At 47.7% G+C, this 23359-nt stretch carries 20 protein-coding genes and 1 tRNA gene; 7 read left to right on the top strand and 14 right to left on the bottom strand.

Going from position 1 to position 23359, the window contains the following annotated elements:
* Positions 1-63: 63 nt before the first annotated feature.
* Positions 64-1500, bottom strand: a complete 1437-nt coding sequence (locus AC6I1F_RS05790) for a replication-associated recombination protein A (RefSeq protein WP_289163259.1) — start codon at positions 1498-1500, stop codon at positions 64-66.
* 418 nt (positions 1501-1918) lie between these two features.
* Here AC6I1F_RS05790 and moaA point away from each other — a divergent pair, with 418 nt between their 5' ends.
* The 3 genes from moaA to AC6I1F_RS05775 all read left to right on the top strand — a co-directional run bounded on the left by moaA (position 1919) and on the right by AC6I1F_RS05775 (position 5079).
* The gene (moaA, locus tag AC6I1F_RS05785) at positions 1919-3022 is read left to right on the top strand and encodes a GTP 3',8-cyclase MoaA (protein WP_251450461.1); all 1104 of its coding nucleotides are present in this window, start codon (positions 1919-1921) and stop codon (positions 3020-3022) included.
* Positions 3023-3145: 123 nt separating this feature from the next.
* Complete coding sequence (gene putP, locus AC6I1F_RS05780; protein ID WP_289163256.1) at positions 3146-4639, top strand: sodium/proline symporter PutP; 1494 nt, start codon at positions 3146-3148, stop codon at positions 4637-4639.
* Positions 4640-4764: 125 nt separating this feature from the next.
* Complete coding sequence (locus tag AC6I1F_RS05775; protein WP_289163254.1) at positions 4765-5079, top strand: DUF5666 domain-containing protein; 315 nt, start codon at positions 4765-4767, stop codon at positions 5077-5079.
* A 266-nt stretch (positions 5080-5345) separates the two neighbouring features.
* Here the strand turns inward: AC6I1F_RS05775 and AC6I1F_RS05770 are convergent, their stop codons facing one another.
* The 3 genes from AC6I1F_RS05770 to AC6I1F_RS05760 form a co-directional block, all read right to left on the bottom strand.
* Positions 5346-5930 carry an autotransporter outer membrane beta-barrel domain-containing protein gene (locus AC6I1F_RS05770; protein ID WP_497801648.1) on the bottom strand — a complete coding sequence of 195 codons (585 nt, stop codon included), beginning with the start codon at positions 5928-5930 and terminating at the stop codon, positions 5346-5348.
* 95 nt (positions 5931-6025) lie between these two features.
* Positions 6026-8092, bottom strand: a complete 2067-nt coding sequence (locus AC6I1F_RS05765; protein ID WP_289185511.1) for an IS1634 family transposase — start codon at positions 8090-8092, stop codon at positions 6026-6028.
* A gap of 96 nt (positions 8093-8188) precedes the next feature.
* Complete coding sequence (locus AC6I1F_RS05760; protein WP_497801647.1) at positions 8189-12091, bottom strand: ESPR-type extended signal peptide-containing protein; 3903 nt, start codon at positions 12089-12091, stop codon at positions 8189-8191.
* Positions 12092-12179: 88 nt separating this feature from the next.
* Here AC6I1F_RS05760 and AC6I1F_RS05755 point away from each other — a divergent pair, with 88 nt between their 5' ends.
* Positions 12180-13292 (top strand): IS110 family RNA-guided transposase, encoded by a 1113-nt coding sequence (locus AC6I1F_RS05755; RefSeq protein ID WP_290432607.1) that lies wholly within the window; start codon positions 12180-12182, stop codon positions 13290-13292.
* Positions 13293-14144: 852 nt separating this feature from the next.
* On the opposite strand, the gene AC6I1F_RS05750 is transcribed toward AC6I1F_RS05755, so the two are convergent.
* The 3 genes from AC6I1F_RS05750 to AC6I1F_RS05740 all read right to left on the bottom strand — a co-directional run bounded on the left by AC6I1F_RS05750 (position 14145) and on the right by AC6I1F_RS05740 (position 16562).
* On the bottom strand, positions 14145-14354 hold the full coding sequence (locus AC6I1F_RS05750) for an entericidin A/B family lipoprotein (RefSeq protein ID WP_308645410.1): 210 nt from the start codon (positions 14352-14354) through the stop codon (positions 14145-14147).
* A 31-nt stretch (positions 14355-14385) separates the two neighbouring features.
* Positions 14386-14532, bottom strand: coding sequence for an entericidin A/B family lipoprotein (locus tag AC6I1F_RS05745; RefSeq protein ID WP_160334468.1), 147 nt, complete (start codon positions 14530-14532; stop codon positions 14386-14388).
* Positions 14533-15338: 806 nt separating this feature from the next.
* Positions 15339-16562 carry a M20/M25/M40 family metallo-hydrolase gene (locus AC6I1F_RS05740; protein ID WP_251450445.1) on the bottom strand — a complete coding sequence of 408 codons (1224 nt, stop codon included), beginning with the start codon at positions 16560-16562 and terminating at the stop codon, positions 15339-15341.
* A gap of 238 nt (positions 16563-16800) precedes the next feature.
* Between AC6I1F_RS05740 and AC6I1F_RS05735 the strand changes: the two genes are divergently transcribed.
* Both AC6I1F_RS05735 and AC6I1F_RS05730 read left to right on the top strand, forming a co-directional pair.
* Positions 16801-16891, top strand: a tRNA-Ser gene (locus AC6I1F_RS05735).
* 268 nt (positions 16892-17159) lie between these two features.
* On the top strand, positions 17160-17588 hold the full coding sequence (locus AC6I1F_RS05730; protein WP_290449049.1) for a type II toxin-antitoxin system PemK/MazF family toxin: 429 nt from the start codon (positions 17160-17162) through the stop codon (positions 17586-17588).
* A 177-nt stretch (positions 17589-17765) separates the two neighbouring features.
* Here AC6I1F_RS05730 and AC6I1F_RS05725 read toward each other — a convergent pair whose 3' ends face one another.
* Genes AC6I1F_RS05725 through AC6I1F_RS05710 form a run of 4 tightly spaced genes read right to left on the bottom strand, consistent with a single transcriptional unit; the run spans position 17766 to position 19642 of the window.
* Positions 17766-18146, bottom strand: a complete 381-nt coding sequence (locus tag AC6I1F_RS05725; RefSeq protein WP_160334465.1) for a hypothetical protein — start codon at positions 18144-18146, stop codon at positions 17766-17768.
* Positions 18147-18518 carry a YcbK family protein gene (locus AC6I1F_RS05720; protein ID WP_288319932.1) on the bottom strand — a complete coding sequence of 124 codons (372 nt, stop codon included), beginning with the start codon at positions 18516-18518 and terminating at the stop codon, positions 18147-18149.
* Positions 18502-18993, bottom strand: a complete 492-nt coding sequence (locus AC6I1F_RS05715; protein WP_497801646.1) for a phage holin family protein — start codon at positions 18991-18993, stop codon at positions 18502-18504. The genes AC6I1F_RS05720 and AC6I1F_RS05715 overlap by 17 nt, the downstream gene beginning before the upstream one ends.
* Positions 18994-19009: 16 nt before the next feature.
* Entirely contained in the window at positions 19010-19642 is a 633-nt protein-coding gene (locus tag AC6I1F_RS05710) for a tail fiber assembly protein (RefSeq protein WP_288319929.1), read from the bottom strand.
* Here AC6I1F_RS05710 and AC6I1F_RS05705 point away from each other — a divergent pair.
* Complete coding sequence (locus AC6I1F_RS05705) at positions 19641-20801, top strand: tyrosine-type recombinase/integrase (RefSeq protein WP_497801645.1); 1161 nt, start codon at positions 19641-19643, stop codon at positions 20799-20801. The two genes, AC6I1F_RS05710 and AC6I1F_RS05705, sit on opposite strands and share 2 nt — an antisense overlap.
* A gap of 317 nt (positions 20802-21118) precedes the next feature.
* Here AC6I1F_RS05705 and AC6I1F_RS05700 read toward each other — a convergent pair whose 3' ends face one another.
* From AC6I1F_RS05700 to AC6I1F_RS05690, 3 genes are read right to left on the bottom strand one after another with little or no spacing between them, the layout of a single operon-like run.
* The gene (locus AC6I1F_RS05700; protein WP_497801644.1) at positions 21119-21829 is read right to left on the bottom strand and encodes a phage tail protein; all 711 of its coding nucleotides are present in this window, start codon (positions 21827-21829) and stop codon (positions 21119-21121) included.
* Positions 21826-22431 (bottom strand): putative phage tail protein, encoded by a 606-nt coding sequence (locus tag AC6I1F_RS05695; RefSeq protein ID WP_289170995.1) that lies wholly within the window; start codon positions 22429-22431, stop codon positions 21826-21828. The genes AC6I1F_RS05700 and AC6I1F_RS05695 overlap by 4 nt, the downstream gene beginning before the upstream one ends.
* A gap of 8 nt (positions 22432-22439) precedes the next feature.
* Positions 22440-23339, bottom strand: coding sequence for a baseplate J/gp47 family protein (locus tag AC6I1F_RS05690; protein ID WP_289170994.1), 900 nt, complete (start codon positions 23337-23339; stop codon positions 22440-22442).
* Positions 23340-23359: the final 20 nt, after the last annotated feature.

The following is a 23359-nucleotide window of genomic DNA, read 5'->3' as shown; positions in this document are numbered from 1 at the left end:
ATTGTACGCCATGGCGCATTAGGAATGATCTATTCCTGCGTTGAAAGTTCGGAAAACCCGCAGTTAATCCTCTTTTTCGCTCGCATGACGCGTGCCGACTTTCTTACCGGGCGGCATTTGACCGCGCCGAGCCTTGGCATTGAGCGCGCGAAGGCTTTCAAGTTTGTCTCGAATCTTGATTTCCATTCCGCGGTCCGCGGGTTCATAAACCCGATATTCCCGGATTTCATCCGGAAAATATTTCACGCCTGCCGCAAAGGATCCCGGCTCATCCGGAGGATAGCGATACCCCGCTCCGCTGCCGATATCTTTCATCAGCTTGGTCGGCGCATTTCTGATATGCATCGGAACGGGTCTCGTTCCGTCCTTTTTTACAAAGGCGCGCATTTTATTAAATGCCTGATAGACACTAATAGACTTTGGAGCCACGGAAAGGTAAACCACCGCGTTGGCAAGCGCGAGTTCTCCTTCGGGTGAACCCAAGCGCTCATAAATATCGACCGCGTTCGTTGTCACTTCCATCGCTCTGGGATCAGCGAGCCCGATATCCTCGACTGCCATCCGCATGAGACGGCGCGCGATATAAAGCGGGTCCACTCCGCCGTCGAGCATGCGGCACATCCAATAGAGCGCCGCGTCCGGGTCTGAGCCCCGCACCGATTTATGAAGCGCGGAAATCGTGTCATAGAAATTGTCGCCGCCCTTATCAAAACGCCGAATGGTAGCCGGGAGCGCCTTACGGACGAATTTATCGTCAAGCACTGTGACACCTCGGTCAAGCGCCATGGTCGCAGAGACTTCCAAAGCGTTCAGGAATCGGCGCGCGTCGCCGTCGGCGAGCCCTGTCAGAATCTTCTTTGCCTCATCGGTAACTGCCAGAGTCGGATACTCGCGCTTGAGCGCCCGATCAAGCAACTCCAGCAGATCGTCTTCCTTTAATGATTCGAGCACATAAACCGAAGAGCGGGATAAAAGCGCGGAAATGACCTCAAAACTGGGATTTTCAGTTGTCGCGCCGATAAAGGTAAACAGACCGCTCTCAACATGCGGCAGAAACGCGTCCTGCTGACTTTTAGAAAAGCGATGCACTTCATCGACGAACACGACGGTCGAGCGTCCGGTTTTCTGACGATTTTCTGTGGCCTTTTCCACAGCGTCACGGATATCCTTGACGCCTCCGAGCACTGCGGAGATTGAAATAAAGGGCAAATCAAATGCGTTTGCCATAAGCCTTGCGAGCGTTGTCTTACCAACGCCCGGAGGTCCCCACAGAATCATGGAGTGGGGGTGCGCATTCTCAAAGGCGCTGCGCAGCGGCTGTCCCGGACCGAGTAAATGCTTCTGTCCGACAACTTCGTCAATGGTCTGCGGCCTGAGCCTTTCAGCTAAAGGCGAAGCCTTATCGGCCGCTTGTTTAACACGCCCGGACGAAGCGCTCTTTGAAGCCTTGTTCGGCTCCTCTGCGCTGTCGGGCGTAAGTGCAAAAAGATCTTGTTCCATTGTTTAAGATTACCAAAAGTTGCGCCTGTGTTTATGCAATATATTCCAAAGAAACAAGAAATAACGACTTTATCTGCGGCACAGTGGTTCCGATAATCTTGTGGTCTTTTGCGCATAGTTTACAGTCAGACCGAAACGGCTTTGGTTCGCAAATAACAGGCTAACACCTTGATTTCAATGTCACAGCGAGTTTGTGGTCTTTTGCACACAATAAACGGTTCGGATCATGCTCGCTTCTCCCTGAACACTTATCTTCTGCGACGCTTATTTAGAGAGACGATAAAGTGTGGTCTTTTTCACATACTTGAATCTCGAACGCCTGAATGCAATGTGGTTTAATAGAGATTAATGCGGATACCGTAATGACTCAAAACCTTCCTAGGTATATGATTAGCGTTCACAAAAAATACAGGCACGAATGAGCAGAAAAGTTATACCGATCAAATACGTCACCAAAACGATTCCCCTGGCCGGAGAAGTTCACCGGGAGGGAGCGCACTGGGTAGATACCCGCGGCAGACCGCTGCGGGATATTCGTATTTCCGTGACCGATCGATGCAACTTCCGCTGCCGCTACTGTATGCCCAAGGAAAAGTTTGAAAAAGAACATTTATTCCTTGCACACACAGAAATTCTCTCTTTTGAAGAAATCATTCGCCTTGCTCGGATCGCTGTTGAAAACGGCGTCGAAAAGATTCGTCTTACGGGCGGAGAGCCGCTTCTGCGCAAAGGTATTGAAAATCTGATCACCGAACTCGGCAAACTTAAAACCTGGAACGGCAAACCCTTGGACGTCGCCCTGACAACGAACGGTTCCGCGCTTCAGGCCAAAGCAAAGGCGCTTGCCGCAGCCGGTCTAAAGCGGCTTACCGTATCGCTTGACGCCATGGATCCGGAAATTTACAAGCAGCTCAACGATGTGGATTTCCCGATCGAGCGCACGCTCGCAGGTATCGAGGCAGCTCAAAAGGCCGGCATTTCGTCTGTGAAAATCAACGTTGTCGTTAAACGCGGCACGAACGAAAAAGAGCTAATTAAGATCGCCGAACATTTCCGCGGTACTGGAGTCATTGTCCGCTACATTGAATACATGGATGTGGGCGCAACCAACGGCTGGCGAATGGACGATGTGATTCCTTCACGACAAATTGTTGAAGAGATCAACAGCCGCTACCCGATCGAACCCGTTGATCCTAATTATCCGGGAGAAGTCGCGACCCGCTGGCGCTACAAAGACGGTATGGGAGAAATCGGATTTATTTCTTCTGTGAGCGAACCGTTTTGCAGGGAATGTTCAAGAATCCGTCTTTCCGTTGACGGCAAGCTTTATAAATGTCTCTTTGCCACAGAAGGTTTTGACATTCGGCAGATGCTTCGAGGAGGTGCCTCCGACGAAGAAATTGAGGACGCTATCGGCAGAATTTGGAGTGCCAGGGACGACCACTACTCTGAAATACGAACTGCTGAAACTTCCGCCGAACGAGCGAAACACAAAATCGAAATGTCCTATATCGGCGGATAACAGCCCCAAAGGTTCGCAAAAAACGCGAACCTTTTTGATTAAGTGTCTTTAATCGCGTAAAAGGCAGTGATCGTTCGTTATCATATTTTTAAATACAGACCTCTAACCTTATTCAAAGAAGATATGTTTACTCCTGTTTCCATCACCTTTTTTTCTTATTTGGTGATCATGGTAATCGTCGGTCTTGTTGCATGGCGGTTCACAAAAAATTTCAATGATTACATTCTCGGCGGAAGAAAACTCGGCGCTCTGGTAACCGCCCTATCCGTCGGCGCTTCCGATATGAGCGGCTGGCTCCTTATGGGACTTCCGGGCGCGGTTTTCTTATCCGGTATCTGCGAATCCTGGATCGCTATCGGCTTGGCGCTCGGCACGCTTGCCAACTGGCTGATTGTCGCAGCCCCGCTTCGCGTCTATACCGAGACCGCCCATAACGCTTTGACGCTTCCCGATTATTTCTCGCATCGCTTTGAAGACAATTCGAGAATGCTCCGGGTGATTTCCGCCGTCGTTATTCTTCTCTTCTTTGCGATTTACTCCGCCTCCGGCATGGTCGCAAGCGCAAGACTCTTTGAGCTTGTATTTAACATGCCCTATGAAACGGCTCTGGTCTTCGGAACGATTGCTACTCTGGCTTATGTCTTCTTAGGCGGTTTCCTCGCGGTCAGCTGGACAGACACCATTCAGGCGACCATGATGTGTCTTGCCCTGATTATTGCGCCGATCGCTGTTATGGTTGACTTAGGCGGGTTTTCCGCGACCATTGATCAGGTTCGCGCGATTGATCCGAATCACTTGAACATGCTTCAGGGACAGACTTTCATCGGTGTGATCTCACTTCTTGCGTGGGGTCTGGGTTACTTCGGCCAGCCGCATATTCTGGTTCGTTTTATGGCCGCTAAGAACGCCGCTTTGATGCCGAGAGCCTGCCGCATCAGCATGATTTGGCTCATCTTCTCCCTCACCGGTGCCGTCGCGGCAGGTTTCTTCGGAGCCGCCTTCTTCTCCGCGCATCCGGACCTTGGCAAAGCGGTTGCTGAGAATCATGAACGCGTGTTCATGGTCCTTTCCACAACCCTCTTTAATCCCTGGATCGGCGGCGTACTGCTTTCTGCGATTCTTGCAGCCGTTATGAGTACGCTTTCCTGTCAGCTCCTCGTCTGCTCTTCCGTCCTTACCGAAGACTTCTACCGTGTATTTATCCGTCCGAACGCCAATCAGCGCGAATTAGTCTGGATCGGACGGCTGACGGTTATCGCGGTGAGCTGTGTCGCTATCGTGATCGCTATGGATCCGAACAACCTCGTTCTGTCTCTGGTGAGCTACGCCTGGGGCGGCTTTGGTGCTGCGTTCGGTCCGATCATTATCCTTTCTCTGCTTTGGAAAGGCTGCACAAGAAACGGTGCCCTTGCCGGTATTATTGTTGGCGCGCTTACCGTTCTGGTCTGGCACCAGGGCGCATGGTGGGGCCTCTACGAGATCATCCCGGGCTTCGTTCTTTCGTTCCTTACGATCATCGTGGTCAGCCTTCTTGATCCGAACAAACCGTCTACATCTATGCTTGCGACATTCCACACTGTTCAGCGCAAGCTTGATGACATAAAGAAACAAGTTTAATTTCAATAAATTAATTTCTAAGTGCGGCCTTTACGGCCGCATTTTTTGTACCTAATTTAGACGTGTTATTCGTCGTTACCCCATTAAGAACCTACACTGAACTCAACTTTTGGAGGTGAATAACCATGAAATTAACTAAGACAGTTTTTACCGCCGCCATCGCTCTTATGGCCGCCGGAACAGTTTATGCGCACGGTCATGACGGCTTCTACGGCCGAGTTGAGCAGATGCCTGCAGCCGGTTCTGCGGAACAGACATGGGTCATCGGCGGAAAGACCTTTACGGCTGATCAGCGCACGCACATTGACAGCAGACGCGGTACAGAAATTAAAGTCGGTACTTGTGTAAAAGTTGACGGTGATATCGACCGCGAAGGCAACTTCTTCGTGTCTGAAATTGAACAGAAGCGTGACAGCCGCTGCCCGGCTCTGACTAAGTAATCACTGCGGCGAACGCCGTACAAACAGCTCGGAAGTTTTTCCGACGCGCCGTATTAGGCGCTAAAAGAATCAATGCCCGCTCTGCGGCACTATCTGCAGAACGGGCATTCTTTTTGTCTTTAAATCCATAACTTGATCATAACTTTCCGCGCACTCTTCTGCGCTTAAAACAAAGCTTCGACGTGTCTCTTCTTCAGAAACAATTTGGGCCTTAACCGCAGATTTCCGCAGTTAAGGCCCTTTTTCCAACTAACTAGGAGACATCATTAGAAGGAATAACGGTAACCTGCCTGAAGTGCCTGATCGACACGACCGTGGTTAGCTCCGCCAATACCGTAATTCAGCGTGAAGGAATGAGCGCCCTTAGTGGCGTTCACACCAATCTTCGCAGAATACATCGCATTGTCAGCGATTCTTGTGTCAAGCGTATCGCTGGCTAAGCCGGCCGCATAACCAACCTTGTTGTTAACCTTGCGATCACCAAACGCAGGAGCGATTGTGAGATCAATGAACGGTTTAACCTCTGCGCCGCAGGACGCTTTGAGGTTCGCATTAAACGCAACACCGAACGGTACCTGAACAAGATTTGTCTTCTTGTTGCTGAATTTGAAGACGCCAAGTTTGACATCATCAATATCAGTATGCAGATAACGAACTCCAACATGAGGCGTTACCGTAATCGACGGATTCAGTTCAAGAGACTTCTCTGCTCTAACCGCGGCTGTGAAGCTGTTGCCGTGAACTTTCTGCTTGGAGCTCAGAGAAGAAGAGATCTTGTTTTCTGTGCGCAGATAACCGATTGAACCGATGATGTTGGCATATTCTGTTGCCCATGTACCGTAGAGGTTCACACCTTGATACCCGACTTTAGGAGAATCTCGTAAATAAAAAAGCCCTCATCCCTTGTGTTACTTAGGTTGAGGGCAGTTTAAGAATTATTCCTGCGTCATAATAAATCCAACCTCTTTAGAGTCGGAACAGCGCTGTTAAAGTCCGGGAACTTTGTCTTTAGACTTCTGGCAAGCTCATGTAAGGAACAGAATCTATTTGGCATTTTTAATCCGCAAGCCTCTAAGATCTCCGGTGTCTTCGATGTTTTTATCTTCCCGCTTTTAATCATTTCTACAAGTTCAGAAGTGCTTTGCCGCTCAAGACCTTTTCTGAGATTGCTGCATTGCTCTACAGTTGCAAAGACTGACCTTTCTTCACTTAGCAGTAGTGGGGCAACGTTTGCCTCTCGAAGACAAGTGGAGATTTCCTCAGCTGTCACGTGTACGGAACTTTTTTCAGCACGATTTTGTATAAGCCGGACAGTGATAAGCGCAAGGTAAACCAGCAGACAATGCGCAATGATGTGCTTTGAGTTAAACACATACATCGGGCGCAGACCGAGATTGGACTTCATAACCCTGAAGCAGTCCTCAATGCAGTTAAGACGATGATACATACCGGCGATTTCGGCATCTTTGAGGATCGGATTTTTTCTTTCAGAGACCACTCCGTCTTTGTCTGCTTGTATCGGCGATTCCTTATACACAACGGCAGCATAACCGCATAGAGCCAGTTTGTTTTGCAAGACCTTTTCATCAATTCCAAGAATTGGCTGATCCTTGCCGTTTTCTGTTTTTGCCAAACAGGCCCAACCGGTTTTTCTCGGCCCGATTTTGACTCCCGCCTGTTTCTTCGCAAGAACGATTCCCTGCCAGAGTTTCAAGATGGCCTGATCACGCTTTTGTCGTTTTTTGTTAAACGTAAAGACTAATGTACAGTTGATTTTTGAACCGTTCCCACCCGATTTCTCCCAATCGGAGACCACTTGATAAAGATTGTCATCTGGAACTTCACTGTTTAGCGGCTGATAACGTGACCGGTCCAGCATCTTTTTCGTTAGCGTTTCACCGAGCTTGGTGACTTTTTGAGCCATCAGAAAGCCCATATTGTTCCCGTTCAGCATCGTTAAATTTTCAACCGAGTTCAGGCCTCTGTCAGCTACAACTACCGCTTCTTCAACATCGTATTTTTCTTTGAGTTTGCGGATTGATTCCGGCATTTTTGCAAACTCTGAGGCATTACCGGCATAAACCTGGAAATCCAGAGGAATGCCGTTTTGATCAATGACTAAAGCAATAGAGACAAGCGGTAAGTCAAAGCGATGTTCTTTTGAGGGTCCCCGCATTCTGAAATAGCGATACTTATCGTCCGTAAGCTTTTCAATGAACGCTGCCGGAAGATTCTCGACGATGACATTTCCTTCTCGATCAAGACAATCGACTGGAAGCTCTTCGCTTATAACAGCCTGCTTAACCGTATCGATTAAAACCTCCGCAAAGTCAGACCTCTCATAGTCCTTCTCTTTATCCGACATGGTGGTTTCGAAATAAGTGTTCGTTACGTCATAAAAGAGCAGACGAGTTCTTCCGGTACCGAAGGATTGATTCATCCGGCGATTGACCCACTTAATAATTTCTTCTTTGAGATCGAACAGGTAGGTATAGGCGTCATAACAATTGTCTAAAGTTATGTCTTTGATCGGGTCGCCTAAGTACTCGTCTTTTCGCCTAAAGGTTTTCTCAATAGAGCCCGGTTCAAGAATCTTTCCGGCCACCAAGTAACGGACCAGGCTGTTCAGATCAAACTTTAGCTTGCTTGTTTGCTGCACATACTTGAACTTTCGGTCTAAAGCCAGGTCTTCTTCCCAAATCTGTTTGACAGCAAAGTGCCCGTAATTAAGCAGCGGCAGAGGACTTTGAACACGAGATTGGTCCACTTGGAAGGCTAATGTTTCTTCAAGATCTTTTAGACGCTGCTTTTGCTGCAGCTCGAGTTTTTCTTTGTGCTGACCGTTGTACTTGGCTTTGAGTTTATTAACTGCTTCCGGATCCTCTTTCAGAAGAACATCGAGTCTTCCAAATGTTTTGACAACACGATTTCTTGTCTTGCCGTTTTCATCTCTATATCCCTCAAGCAGCTTGACGTATTTATATTTGCCGCCGGTAACGATACCGATAAACATAGTAGTCCCTCACAAAGAAATCACTACAATATTATAACATAGAAATAAAGTAAAAACAAGTGAAAAAATAAGAACCACGTAGGTTCTCGAAAAAATTTAGAGAACTATTCTCCTAAAGTCGGGTGTGAAGCTGTTGCCGTGAACTTTCTGCTTGGAGCTCAGAGAAGAAGAGATCTTGTTTTCTGTGCGCAGATAACCGATTGAACCGATGATGTTGGCATATTCTGTTGCCCATGTACCGTAGAGGTTCACACCTTGATAGTTAACAGAGTTCTTGACGCCGGAGCCAAGATTCTGGCCGCGCAGAGAACCTGTACCGATACTGAGCGCAACACCGGCGGCAGCGCCGTTGCCAAATGCGTAATCCACACCGACTGTCGCACCCGCTAAGTCACTCTTATAACCGTAGGAGGCAGAGCCAACTTCGTAAGAAGAAGCCTTGCTGAAGGAGCTGTTGAGATCAATCCACAGATCGGCACCGGATTTATCATGTGCGTAAGCAGCCAACAGAGAACCATGCTGTTCAACTGAATCAATGATCATGGAACCGGCGTTCAGCGCAACAATCTGGGCTCCGGAAGCCGCACCGGCCGCAGCTGCGCGATTGAGTTCGCGGGAAGCGCCTTCGCTGCCTAAGTTGGAGATCAGATCACGGATCGTATCCGAATATGCACCGCCGCTAATCAAGGCTTCACGCATGACATTCGGCGCGATTAATTCAGGCATCTGGCCGATCGGATCATAGGAAGCGGTAATTACACCGTCCTGAACCGCAAAGTCAAACCAAAGTCCGGAATCCTTAAAGAGCAGATGGTTGTTCTGATACACATCTTCCAAACCGATAACATTGTCGGCAAGCTTGAGCTGCAGATCGCCGCCTTCGGTCACTTCAGAAAGGTCAACATACAGGTAGCTGCCTTCTTCGAACTTCAGATCTGTACCGGAAATCAAGACCGACTTGCCTAATGCAGAGTCGTTGTCAGCCGTTACACCAAGGAAGCCGTTTTCTGCGATAACCATCGAGCCGGGTGCCGCTTCCGGAATCTCGTTTAAAGAACCGTCAACAACGAAACTGCCGCCGTTTAAATTAATCGGCTTGGCAATATAAGCGGCAGCGGTGATACCGTCTTCCGCAAACTTAAGGTTGTTGGCTGACAGAGTGTTTGCAATCAGGTTTTCGTCAGAAGAACCGATGATCAGCTGAGAGTTCTGACCCACAACGGTTTGAGAGTCAGCGCCGAATTCAACTTCGTTTGCCAGCGTCAGGCTGGGTTTAGCAGACCAGTCCGGATCAATGAACAGAATCCCCATCTGCTTGAGTGTAGATGCCAGAAGCATGCCGAATCCGCTCTTATTCTGCGGCGAACCAATTGTGAACTGAGCGTTCTTACCGATCACTACATCAGAGATGTTTACCTGCGCATTGTCATCGATCGTGACATGTGCATTCGCATCTGCTGTCAGACTGCCGGTGATGTGGAAGTTCGTCAGCTCTTTGCCTGTGGCGCCTTTGATGCTTAAAACGGCATCAGTCTGGGCAACGACGCTGCCGGTAAGCGTAGAGTCTTCTGTAAGTTCCGAGCCGCCAAGCTGCAGCTGCCCTTCACTCTTAATCACCAATTCGATGGTAGGCTTAAGGGAAGTAATGAGACTTCCACCCGCACCGGTAATTGTGAAATTCTTATCTTTTCCGGCGTCGATTTCGAGTGTTTGTCCGTTGCCCATGTCAACGTTGCCTACCACAGCATAGCTGCCGCTGATTTGATTGCCTGTGATAGTGATGCTGCTGTTCCAGGTTAAGGTACTCGAAGGCAGGTTCGGGTTGGTCAGATCACCGATGTTGCCGGCGGTCAGATCAACCATTTTACCGGTCATGGTAATAGTTTCCGGACGAGTGTATGTTGCCATCGCACTCTTCAGATATTCCATCGTGAACACCGGATCTGTAAGAACAAGAACCGATCCTGTGGGAGCAAAGTTAATCCGTCCGTCAAGACCGGAGACAAGACCGCCGACCGTTGCCTGGCTTTCGCCTGCGGCTTTAAGGAAAACCTGGTCACTGGTCGTTGTGAGCTGGCCGTCGATCATGAGCGCGTTACCGCCATCGGGATTGATTCTTCCGAGGTCATCCAAAGCGATGTCGCCTTTAACGGTAACACTACCGCCGTAGCCGATGTCCAGATTTCCGTTGGGAATATCAATGGAACCGATAAGTTCCACTGTTCCGCTATCGCCAATATAGATTGCATCACTGTCAACGCCAACGGAATTCAGTGTTACTTTAGCGCCTTCCTGACCAATACTGACATGCGCTCCTGTATCAAGTGCAAGGCCAACAGCCCATGCTGCTTCTTCCGGAGCTTTGGCGGAAATATTAATAACCGGAGCTCTTAAGGTGACACTGCCGCCCTGAACTGCAACACCCGCTGCCATAGCTTCTTCGCCATTACCTTGGGATTCAGCGGAAATATTCATTTCACTGCCGCTGGCGTAGACATTTCCGGTACTGCCGTCAACATTGATACCGTAAGCACCGGCAGTTTGAGACACGGCAGAAAGGTTCAGAGAACCAGCCGTGAGACCGGCATTGTCATTGAGATCAATAGCTGCCGCATTACTCTTAGCAACAGCATTCGATGAAAGATTGCCTTTAACAACAAGGAATGCGCCTGATCCAGGGTCTCCAAGCGGAGTTGTCGGATGTGTTCCGTCTAAGAAATCATTGTCCAGAGCAATGCCCCTGGCGTTTCTCCCTGAGCTATTTGCAGAGACAGTCAGGTCAGAGTTGAAAGTTATCAAACCGCCGTGGTCATTAGGTCTCGTTGAAATATTGGAAGGTTGTCCGTTGAGAACACATACGCCGCGTGCCCCTTGTTCTGCGGAGACATCCACAGTTACTGACTTATTAAATACAAATTCTGATGTAGCCGGGAACATTCCATTCGATAAGTAGGAATTTCTGATACCTTCGCTAGCATAATCCTGATTACTTCCGCCTCTTACTGTTATAGAAGTCGGCGCATTAACTGTTACAGCAGCGTTGTCACTAACTTTAAAGGCAACCGGTTTGAAATTACTGGTGACCGAAACGTCCAAGCGGGATGCATTGATCGTGAGACTGCTGTCTTCTCCTGTAACCTGAATTCCGCGAGCGTAGGCTGTTTCTTCCGTACCGTTGTTAACAACATTGATGGACACAGCAGCGTCATTATTGCCGATAACCGCGGAACCTCCTGTTATGTTAATAGCGTTGGCTTCCGGAGCAGTCTTTTCAATCGTCAGATCGATTGCAATATTCTTTGCGTTTTCTGTTCCAAGAGAAAGACTATGGAGATTTATTTGATTAGAGCGAAGGTAAACAGCATTTATCCTGTTTTCATTTTCGCCTCTCACATACGTGGAAACTTTAATATCCGGAGCCTGAATGGAAAGCGTAGAGCCTTGGCCACCGCCATACCCGTCAACCAGAATTCCATATGATTTGCCTACATTCGCTCTTGTAGAAATCAAAATCGATTCAGAGGCGTTCATGTTAATTGAAGAGCCCCAATTTGACTCAACTCCGCGCCCTCCGCCATTCATAAAGATGGAAATCTGCTTCGCATCCATATTAATCTGTGCACCTGGACCTTCGCCCCCTGCCGCAACAATCGCCTTAGTATGGGAAATCGGTGCTGTAAGGTTCATGTCAACGATGTCAGCATTAACATTCACGACCGAACCGCTCTCCGCAATAATGCCGATAATCGGCTCGTCACCACCGGTACCTTCAATAGTCAGGGCCGGCTGATTAACCGTGACAGTTTGACCTGACTGCGCGTAAATGGAAGCATCATACGTTGCTGCATGCGAAACCGAAAAAAGTCCGCACGCTACGGCAATCGCCAACTTGGACAGAGAAGATCTCAGACCGGACTTTCCACGAGATCTGGAAACTTCACTCACCGGAGTCCATGTCGAAGTGACAGGATTAAATACGACTTTATAGGTTTTATTCATAGTCTTCCTAATGACATGGAACCCCTTTGCTCCCAGTCCGATGCAGGGAGCAAAATCAAAGTGACAAAATCTTTAAGAAGGTGATCCCATGTCAATTAGAAGGATACTCGCAAAGTCAATCGACACAAACCTCGAATATGAAGTTATCGGCCTTGATTTAGCCAAGAATTGCGTCAGTGCTGTTCTGATAACAACGGATGGAGAAATTGTTGGTATCGATCGCCTGGACTATCAAGAGCTTGAAAAAAATGCACAGGAGCTTAGTCCTACGACGTTCGCTATGGAGCCTTGTACTGAAATGAATTACTTAGTTCAAAGGTTAGAAGGGTGGGGACATCGCTGCCTGGTTATCGGCGGCAAGAATGTAAGGGATTACATTGAGTCTCATTTTTCAAATCAAAAAACCGATTTAAATGATGCTCAGGCGCTGGCGTTCCTTACACGGGATACACAGTTACGAACGATCAAAGCCAAAGATATGGAGCAACAAAAGTACGCGAGCTTAACAACGCTGCGGGAACAATATATCAAGCAATATAGACAGAGCATTGTGTCTTTAAAAGGGATTTGCCAAGCCTGGGGATTGAATATATCGAAAGGAATCAGCGGGAAAGCTCGATTGAAAGATCTGATTGAAAATCACGCAGCTTTTCCGGAGGAACTCAAGGAAAGTCTCGTTGACATGGTCACACACGCTCAAACAGTTCAAAGGGCCTTGAATAAAATCACCAAAACCCTTGAGGTGCTAGCTAAGAACGATAAAGTTTGCCAGCTAATTCAAACGATTCCGGGGCTGGGTTTAATCAGCTGCTGCAGACTTCGTGCAACGATTGGAGACATAAAGAGATTTAAAAATCCCAAAGATTTTCCTGCCTATTATGGTTTGGTACCAAGAAGCTTTGCTACGGGGCACAACGAGAAGAAAGGAAAAATCACCCATCGAGGAGACAAAACAATGAGGTCTTTAATGGTGCAAGGGGCCGGGAGCGTGATTAACATGGCCAATAGAGGAAAATTGGAATCCAAACAGTTAACGAAGTGGATTTTAAAGAAGCAAAAAGAAAAAATGCCGTGGGGAAAACTGGTATGTGCCGTTGCAGCTAAACTGTTACGGATCGTTAGGGCCGTTCTCATAAGCCGTAAGGCATACGATCCCAAAATAGCCGGAATCGCTAAATGCTCATTACCCAAAGGAGCATAAGGGTTTAACTTAATGATACAGTTCGAGCAAAATCGACTTTAACTAAGCATGAGAAAGCCGAAAGGCCCGTTCCACAGCCTGCTACAGCCAATTGGTTACAACCAGTCTTCCTTATAAGGCACGAACGGACTGATCTTGAATTTCATGGTAGGCAAATAGGATCCAAAAGGGTCCTTAAAACAGCCTGGAGAGATTTGTAGATTGGCCTCTTCTGTATGTATCAACAATAGCCTCCTTTTTACTCGGACAAACCAACTAAAAAAATAAGCAATAGTCTTGCTTCGCAAGATTAAGGGCAAGATTTACTCAAACATACTTGACAACCGTCGGGGTTCCAGAGATGGAAGTAAAAGGGAATCATCTTTGTAAGAAAAGATTTCCACCATATTACACTGATTATCGACTTCCTCCAAAGAAAATACGTAACTCTTGGACTGAATATGAATAAATTTCAAATTTATTTAATTTTAAAACAATAAGTTACCCAATGAATATTAAATCCACCCCTCCTTATTGTGATTTACGCAATTTTCATAGAGTTAAAGAACACTAAACTTACAAAACACCCCGTCTTAATCCAATAAGCTCGGAAATATAGTTAAACAGTTTTTAAAAAGATGGTAAAAAAAAATGATCCAGCCCGGAGGGAATGGCAAGGCAAAATTTTTAGATAAACCGAGAAGAAAACGTTATCTACGGGAAAACAAAGAAAAATAAAATGACAGTCTAAGCCCCGCATCAAACGGATTATTTAACTGCTCAGAACTAGCTGCTTGAGTTTTTTGTATTTAATACATACCACCATGAAATTGTCGGAGCTTCAGCTCCGACAATTTCATGAATCAGACCGATTTACTTCGGTTCAGCCGATGATTCTGCTGGCTGCGACGAGCTGCCTGAAGAACTTGTCTTGGAAGAAATCTTTGCTGACGTCTTTGTCGCAGCATGGTCGACGCTTCTGCCGACTGCCGAAACGTCTTTACCTATTCCACTGATTGTGTTGCAACCGGAAAACGCAAACATCATAGCGGCAAGAATCGCCAGAAAGCTTAGCTTTTTCATTTTTTCCCTTTGCTACGGAAGTTATAAATACTTAAAGCTTATTGGATACATCCTGAGCCGCATTATCAATACCCTGACCGACTTTAGAGACATCCTGGCCAACGCCTTTAACTGTATTGCAGCCGGTTACAGAGAAAATGAAAGCAGCAGAGATAATAGCCATAACGATCTTTTTCATACGGCACCTCCATATCTATCAATAAAAGATACTGATAATTTAATCTGTTAGTTGAACGATCGATCATTCCTGCTTCCATTTCGGGAAGTATCTTTGTTGAGTTGAGACTCAGGAATTTCAAAAGAGCCGTATCAGTAATTAAAACAGGAAACGGATCAGCTTAGTTGTTCTACGTAAATGTACTCAAGCCCGGGCGATCGACCCAATGCATGGGAGACAATCAAATTCTTAGCCAGAGCGGGATCAAATATTTACTCTGATTCAGTGGATACCGTGCAACCGGACCAATCGACGTATAGGCGAACGCCGATTGTGCGTTTCCGAATAGCACGAGCGTGATCCGCTTTGATCGTTTCAGATGCAGCGATGGCGTTTGGGTTGCCTCTGTTAGTGGCTGAGCTGTTTCGAATGATTCCAGTAGTGCTCTAAAGGCTGATTTTTCTCTCGCGCTAGTTGCAGAGGATACAGGTGTGCAGCTCGACATCAACGCATCCCTATCAGATTCAACCTATGAAGCGCCAAATACGGTGCAACCTGCCTCTATACGGGCGCTTGCTTTAATTAGAGCATTTAAAATGCACGGATAAGCGACAATGCCCGTAAAGAATTAGGCTGTACGGTGACAAACACTCCGTAAATGGAGTTAGTGGCGCTTGCTTCAAAAACCGCCTAGTTTTGTTCAGTGCTTTTTTCGGGGCGCATCAATATCTAACGCACCGGGTGAAAAATGAACTATTTTTAGACCGTGACAATTAAACCGAGAGTTTTTGAGAGGGCTCAATTTTAGCCCTCTCAAAATTAAATGATTACTTCTGCTGAGCAATCAGCTCAAGCACTTTACGACCAAGAGCGATTCGGGGTTTAACGCTCGACATGTCAGACCATTCTTTTTCCGGATGATGAAGATCTCCGCCGATGACACCCATTGCGCAAGCGACTGCTGCTCCGCCTCCTGAGAAACGGTTACCGTCGGAAGCTCCGCCGACATCCATCCATTTCGGATCAGGCTGTCCAAGCTCCGAAGCCGCTTTGTTAACCAAATCAATTACTTTCTGAGACTTATCGGTATGCGCTAAGGCTGAACTCTTAGCGACATATTTAAGCTCTGACGTCACATCGGGTGCGAAACCACGCTTGCACAGAGCTTCGATCTTATCGAGTACCGCATCTCTCGTCTGATCATTAAAGAATCTGAAGTCAAACACAACCGTCGCATCTTCTGCAATCGTGTTTGCCGTTGTCCCGCCTTTTACTACATCCGCATTAAGCGTCACATCTTTATATTCCGATGCAATCGCTTTAATTTCCGGAATAGCTTTAGCCATCGCCTCAATAGCATTTCTTCCCTGCTCCGGATTATTACCTGCGTGTGCGGGTCTTCCGTGGAAGTTAATAGTTAAGAACATCGAGCCTTTTCTAGATCGCACAAAACCGTTTCCGGGGCGGCCGGGTTCGTAAACTAAAGCGATATCTGTTTTCTTCGCCTGTTCGTCCATGAAGCTGCGGGAGGCAGGAGAACCGGACTCTTCTCCCGGATTAAGAACAACAGCGATATTCAGTTTACGTAGCGCTTCAGGCGGAATCTTTTTACAAATCCACCAAACCGCGTTTAAAGAACTTTTATCATCGGCAACGCCCGCACCGTGGGCGATGTTGTCTTTAATGGTCAAAGGGTACTTTGCCGCGTTTCCAACAGGTTGAACCGTATCCGAATGGATAGCCAAAACAACGTCGTAGTGGTTTTGATTCGGCGTGTTAGTTGCAACCAACGCCTTTCCTCGGCCCTCGCAATCCTTAGTTGTCACAGTCCAGCCGACCGATTTGAAGCGTTTCTCAAGAATATCCGCGATCCGGTTTGCGCCTTCAATATATCCGGATTTTGAATCGATAGAGATAAGCTCATCCAATTCCTTCAAATATTGCTGCATATTGAAATCATCAGCGTAATCATTGCCGGCTGCGGCAAATACTGTAGAAGGAAGTGAACCGGCAACGAGACAGCCGGATATAAAAGTTCTGCGTTTAGTCATTTGTTCTCCTTAGGTTGAGATTGACTCTACCAAACGATTATCACATATATTAGTTATGAATAAACATTTTTATTATGAAGTTCTGAGATGTCAGGCCTGTCGCACCAACTTTATAACGTCACCTTATGACCTCGATGACAACCATTGCACAAGACAATCTTATTGTCTGTGACATCCAGAGCAACCACCATCGCTTGCAGACAAATGATTTTTGCGTATAATTCAGGCTTCCGCTTACGGAAGGGTGGCAGAGCGGTTTAATGCACTGGTCTTGAAAACCAGCGACGAGTGATCCTCGTCCGTGGGTTCGAATCCCACCTCTTCCGCCAATAACTTAATAAAATCAACTAGTTAAATAAAAATTACTCTTCGTACCCCCGCAGGTACCCCAAAAAAATCATTGATCTAAAGCCGCCTAGATAAATACATGGAGGCTCTACTTATTGATGGTTTTCTGCGCAGAATTTAATTGCTTGTTCAGCTCGGACGAGCAATTTGTCAATCTAAGAGACTCACAACGCTCCCAATCGGTAATCTTTCTCTTTACTTGTTATTCTTTTAAACTACTCGCACGATCAAAATCATCAAACAAAGTCTATGAGCATTCCTATCCATCCAGACATCGGTGATGTGTTTATTTGCGATTTTTCTCAGATAAACACTAAAGATCCAGAGATGATAAAAAGGCGACCCGTGATTAACCTTACTCCAAGAAGAAGGCCTGGTCGACTGTGTACCGTTATTCCATTAAGCACCACAGCGCCTACGTCAATCCAAACATGGCATTGCAAACTTCATCTTGATTTACCAGAGCCATACAACAGCCCAGAAATGTGGGTAAAAGCTGACATGCTTTACACTCTTTCTTTGGATAGATTTTTTCTTTTTAGAAAAGGAAAAGACAAAAACGGCAAGAGAATCTATACATTCCCGCAGTTGACAGAAGATCAATTGGAAAAAGTCTATAGATGTATTCTGAAAGGTCTATCGTTACATAACTTAGCAAATAGTGATATTAAATTGTAAATTAACTTGCAAAATCTCAGATATAAATCGATAATACTCGCGTTCCCGCTCTGGCAAATTTGCGTAACGGGCCTAAGTCCCAACTCTGTTAAGAGTGGGCCTCTACGGAAACGAGATTGCAATCGTCCGTAGTGACAATGAGCCTCCTTGGAGAAATCCTTGGAGGCTTTGCTTTATTTATTTGTGATTTTGCTCGCAGAATTTAATAGCTCCGTTAGCTCTGTCGAGTAATTCTCGACCTCTGATTGCCAATCGGAGACATCGATTGCGCTCCTGATCAGCATTGGTTTTGGACATTCTCTCGATTGATGCGAGTTGCTGGCGCATCCTGTTAAGCTCATCGCGAGCACGAGACTCAGCGACACGTAGGTCAGCCAAAGACACAGCGTCGTTCGCTTGCCTGGCCTTGTGTTCCTCAAGCGCTGCATTGAGCGCTGATATTTGAGCACGGGCACTTCTTAACTCCTCCGAATCTCGTCCATTTTGGACGCCGATCCAATACGCAAAAATAAGAGCGGCCGCAGCCGCCCCGATCTTTAGAACGTTTATTAAATTCATTTATCCGTTCCACCTCCGCTCAGGTCCAAGATCGACGTGAACGAACGTGGGATAAAACCCAACGCCGCCCTTGCATCGTCTGTTAACGATAATTTTTAGACGCCCGAGGGCATCCTGCCATCGTTTTTGATCGTGATATCGCGTAGGCCGAATGTCTGCTGCCTGGCCACGAACATGGTAGGAGTTTTTAGCTCCACCGACTTTTGCGTTATGTTCAGGCGAGCGATATCCGGAATTGATATAAATTGGTTCTCCAAAATCGGCCCTGATCTCCTCTAACAAATGATAAAGGCCCGGATCAACGACCTCGGGCCACGGACTTGGTTTGCCATCTTTTGACGCAAACTCCTCGGGTTTAAAGTGCTCGCTCATTTTTAACTCCTCCTGGTAATTTGTTTTTGAGTCTCGTTTTATGTTCCTCCTGAACTAGTGCCAGCATGTCTCTGACTCGCCTCGGAATGATTGAACCGAATCCGGATTTCTCAATGTTCTCCAGAATCGAGATCAATTCATTCAGCGAAAGCGCTCCGATTGCCCAGGCGCCAATCCATGGCTCGTTGAGAATCTGGTCCACACCGTGGAACCCGATGGCAGTCAGGATGATTAAAAATTTCCTGACCACCCCTCTCAATCCCTCTCGGCTGGACCATGTTCCGGTGCGCGCTGCGGCAAAAATACCTGTCAGGTAATCCGCAACTACAAAACTGAACAACCAATAAAACAAATGCTGATGTTCGCCCATCAACGTACTCACAATGCTCGTGAAAATGCCAGCCAGGGCTAAGCAGGCGTTTTTTAGTATCTCGGGATTCAGCTCCTCGATAGCACTGGCAATCTGCTGCCACATTTGTTCTCTCCTAAATTCAATCTCGAAGCACTGTTACCTGAGGTAATTCAGGCCACACGACGGAATCAGGGAAACCATCCTGCGCTGGCACATCTCGAAGAGCCTGTCGGTACGCCTTCACAGCCGCTAAATCGTCATCACTGATCGGATAATCCCCTGAAACTAAATAGTCTGTCTGAGAAAGGATTCGATCACGTTGACCTCGAACCGCTTGAGCTTTTTGTTCTGCGATCTCTGCCTCAGTCGGCTGTGGGATCGCCTCAATCGTGATTGCCTTCAGATTCCCATCCTCATCATTGATCTGTTTTTCCCGCCAGAGAGTTGGATTCTCTGCGACGAATTTGCGTAGCCATAATCGGAGGGTGTTCGATCTCTGAGTGCGTGACTGGTGCGGAATCTCAATACCCACAAAATCCTCGGGCTTTGACGGGTATGGCACTGCTTCCCAATCACTCCAAGCAACGTTTTCGTTCCGAATTTTGTAGAACATCCGCGGTTCCATTGCCGGCTTAATTGTTGTGGATCGCGGCGGGAAAAGCCAGCCCACTGGACTGCGAGGATTCGGCTGTGCAATGTGCGAATCTGTGAAATATCCGTCCTCATCATAGACGTAGACGGTTTTTACCAAATTTTCAACGGAGTTTGTCATGCTTACCTCTAAAAAAATTGCGGCACTCAAGCCGCGTGCCAAGCGCTTTCAAATTACAGATCAGTTCGGACTAGCGCTCAGGGTCCAAACGTCTGGTGTTAAATCATGGGTTTTGCGGGTTCCTCAGAATGGCCGAATCGTCGATATCACTATCGGCCACTGGCCCGAAATTTCTCTCATGCACGCTCGTGCGATCGCTCGCCAGAAACGCAAAGAATTAGAGCTTGAACCGTCCAGCTCATTCACAGTACGTGATGCATTCCGTTTTTGGTGCTCCAAAAAACGGGGGCGCATCAGTAGCTACCGAGACGAAAAAATTCGTCTTGAAAAATACATGATATCAAAAATCGGGAGCCGCCAGCTCGACTCAATCACGCCTCCTATCGTCATAAAACTGATGGAACCCATCGAGGATGCGGGGCATCAATCAACTGTCAAACGGTTGCTGATGCGCACTCGTGAGATTTTTGACATGGCGGTCAATGCAGGCTATTTACAATCGAACTCACTAGCCAAAATCACGAGAGTTTTCCCCGTGCCCGAGGTCCGACACATGCCAGCGCCCGACTGGCGGGAACTGCCGATAGTGATTTCGCAAATCGAGGCGACCGCTCCGCCGAAATATAAAATTTTGTTCTACTTCTCGCTGGCAACTTTGCTTCGCCCTGGCGAGGTTGTCTCAATCCGTCTCGACTGGATAAACGAAGAGGCGATCACAATCCCTGCTGAATCCATGAAAATGAAACGCACCCACCGAATCCCGTTGACCCTATTCCTGATTTCTATAATCAACGAGGCAAAACGCATAAGAAAAAATAAACGCTCGCCATTTTTGTTCCCGGCTGCAAATGTGAACCGCCCCATCAGCTCGCAGGCCCTGGCCAAATGGTTACATGACCAGGACGTTTTCAGGGGGCGCTTGGTTGCTCACGGACTGCGTTCAATCGGGCGGTCCTGGTTCGCTGACAACGATGTTCCATTTGAGATTGCCGAGGCTTGTTTAGCGCACGTGGTCGGGTCGCAGGTGGTCCGAGCGTATCAACGAACCGATTTTTTTGCACCGAGACAAAAAATTATGCTCAGCTGGCATGCGTTCATCCAGCAATGTGCTCAATGTGCTCAGCTACTGACGCAAAACACTGATTCACATGAGGATTAGGCTCGAATATCTCGACATTTTTGCCACGTGCTCAGCACAGTCAAAAAACTGCTCCCCGCCGTTCATTGGCGGGGGTTCCGAGCAATCCCAGAAAATTCCCGAATATCGCAGGTATTTCGTTGCTGGCAGGATTCGTGACACCTCAATCAGGCGATATCTGCGGTACCGGCCCATTCTCAAACATGAAGCGATGGGTGCAGAATTTTGTCGTGATTGACGGATCGGATTCGTCAGTTCTCGAATTCGACGCTAGTCTCGCTAATGCTCAGTACGGATCGGCTGAAACAGTGCAACCTGCATCAATACGAGCGCTAGCGTTAATACGCGCGTATTAACGCCAATACCCTCAACGCCGCAGGTTGAACAGTGCTTGAATTGCCGTATAGTGCGTTGCCACGATCTGCTGAGTAGTTTAAAACTTCGTAAGATGATCCGCCCGAGGGACGAGCCTCCAACAAGGTAGGAACCTGTGAAGACACAGCCATAGCACCGTTTGCGCTCGTCAGCATTCCGTATAAAGTCGTGAAAGCACCCCAGCTATTCGGTAACCCCTCAGCGATGTACTTTCCAATCTCCGAAAGCACCGTAGTGCCTTCAAGGAATCGGTGATGCGTATCGGGAATGTTGAAATGTGCTGTATCGGCCGCGCCGCACTTCGTGCCAAGCACTGCGAACAGCTCAGGATATTCTGTTCTACTGAGACTGGCGCCGTTACATAAAAGGTACCCTTCTGGTATTGTGTCGCCCATATAATGCACAACAACGCCGATTGGCACCGTTTTTTTGCTAAATACTTTGAGAGCCTTGAGCAGCTGATCAGTATCAGCAGGATCAATCGTCAACCCTGCGGCGTTAATCACCGAGGCAAATAATTGGGAAACTCGATGAAACCATCCTGCACCCGGCAAAGTTGGAGGAATCCCTCTAGCCGGGTCTCCGTTAGTCGGATACCCCTTGCTGGATAACTGACTCAAATCCGGCGGTGTCTGAATAGAATTAGCGGTCCAATAATCCTGAATATTACTCATATGGTTTCTCCTTTATATTCAAAAATTGCAGTTACGTGAGCCGGAACAAGTTCACGCATAAGACATTCAAAAAGCCGATCGCCCCATACAGCAAGAGGCTGATCTACGGTCCAAGTCGTATTAAATAAGCGCTGTTCAGAAGAAGCTCGAACCGTGATCCCCATTGCGTAGGCGGTATTCCATTCGGTACCAAAGAGGGACTTATCCGCCGTATCTTTTACGGTGAACGCGGAATATGTGACGATGTCCGCCTCGTATCCCAGTGTTTCAGCTACATCCCTAAAAAAACTAGCCGTTAAAGAACGGCTCGATGTGATTTTTGCGATCAGCTCCCTGCGCTTTCCCTCCAGTGTCGGATCAGCGAGCGCCGCCAGACACGCTGATGGTATCCCCCAATCCGTGAACCACTGCTGGAGCAGGTCAAACGACGTGCGAGGGTCGGCTTCCTCCAGGACCCTATCGGCCTGAGCGTCTACTCGGGCTAATTCCCGAGCAATGGCGTGCAAGATGCTGTCAAGAACACTGCCGGGCGTTCGCCTCCAGATAGGTCCTCTCGGCAGTAGCCTATCGAGCGCTTTGTCATAATCATCAGCAGAAAACATTTCCGGCCTCACTCATATGAAATCGTCCCCGGCACTAAAATTTCTCCCGTGGCTGCCTTCACGTCATCAGTAGGAGAAAGAATTCGGAACGAAGTAACCTCTTCAACGCTTGCGACTGCTCGATTAAGAGATGTCAAAAGCACTTCTGTAGCCGGTTCTGCTTCAATTTGAATAATCTGACGCACCGCGCTGGCAATTTTTGTCCGGATTTCCGGATTGTCAGGCAGGATATCCAGAGTCATATCCAACGGAGTTGCTACCGGAGCGACTACTGTCAGGATCGTTGTTACGGGCATAAGAGTTTCAATGTGTTCCCGCACACGCTCAACCATCACCTCCGACGGAATTCCGTCATCCGTTGCGCCGTCCGTCATGAATCTGACAGTGACATGGCCGGGTCCAAGCTCCAACGGATAGCACCACGCACGGGTGACCCCTGAAACCTCCTGAGCCCATGCGACATAGTCTGTTTTAGTGCCGGCCTTCGGAGGATTACGCATTCGATATAGCAGCCTAGATCTCAGACTTTCGTCATCCTCAATATCTGAACCGCCGGAAACAGCTTCAGAAACCGCCTCGTTCTCAATCCCTACAACAGGAGATGCTAGGGACAGGATAGTTCCTGCAGGGATATTGCCGGAAGCACCTGCCTCGATTGCCTGAATGCTAGCCGCTCCGCTGGCGTCGTTGACGGATGTAGTTTCATACTGGATATCGTCAGCTGTTTGTAGGACCGTGCCGATCGGTATAGTGCCTGTACCGTTAAATGTCACCATTCCTTCTGCGATTGTCGCCTTCCTTCGATAGATACCGTATTCGGATGCGCGGCGCTCCAAATACGCTCCTTCTGCGCTGACCGCAAAAATCTGACGCGAAACGAATTCAATGTATCCATACAGGCTATGCACAGCTCCGGCACAGACCAGAG

The organism is Parasutterella sp. St.1A3 (assembly GCF_059728705.1).
The sequence above is the reverse complement of the archived record's forward strand: the minus strand, read 5'-3'. Positions and strand labels throughout refer to the sequence as shown.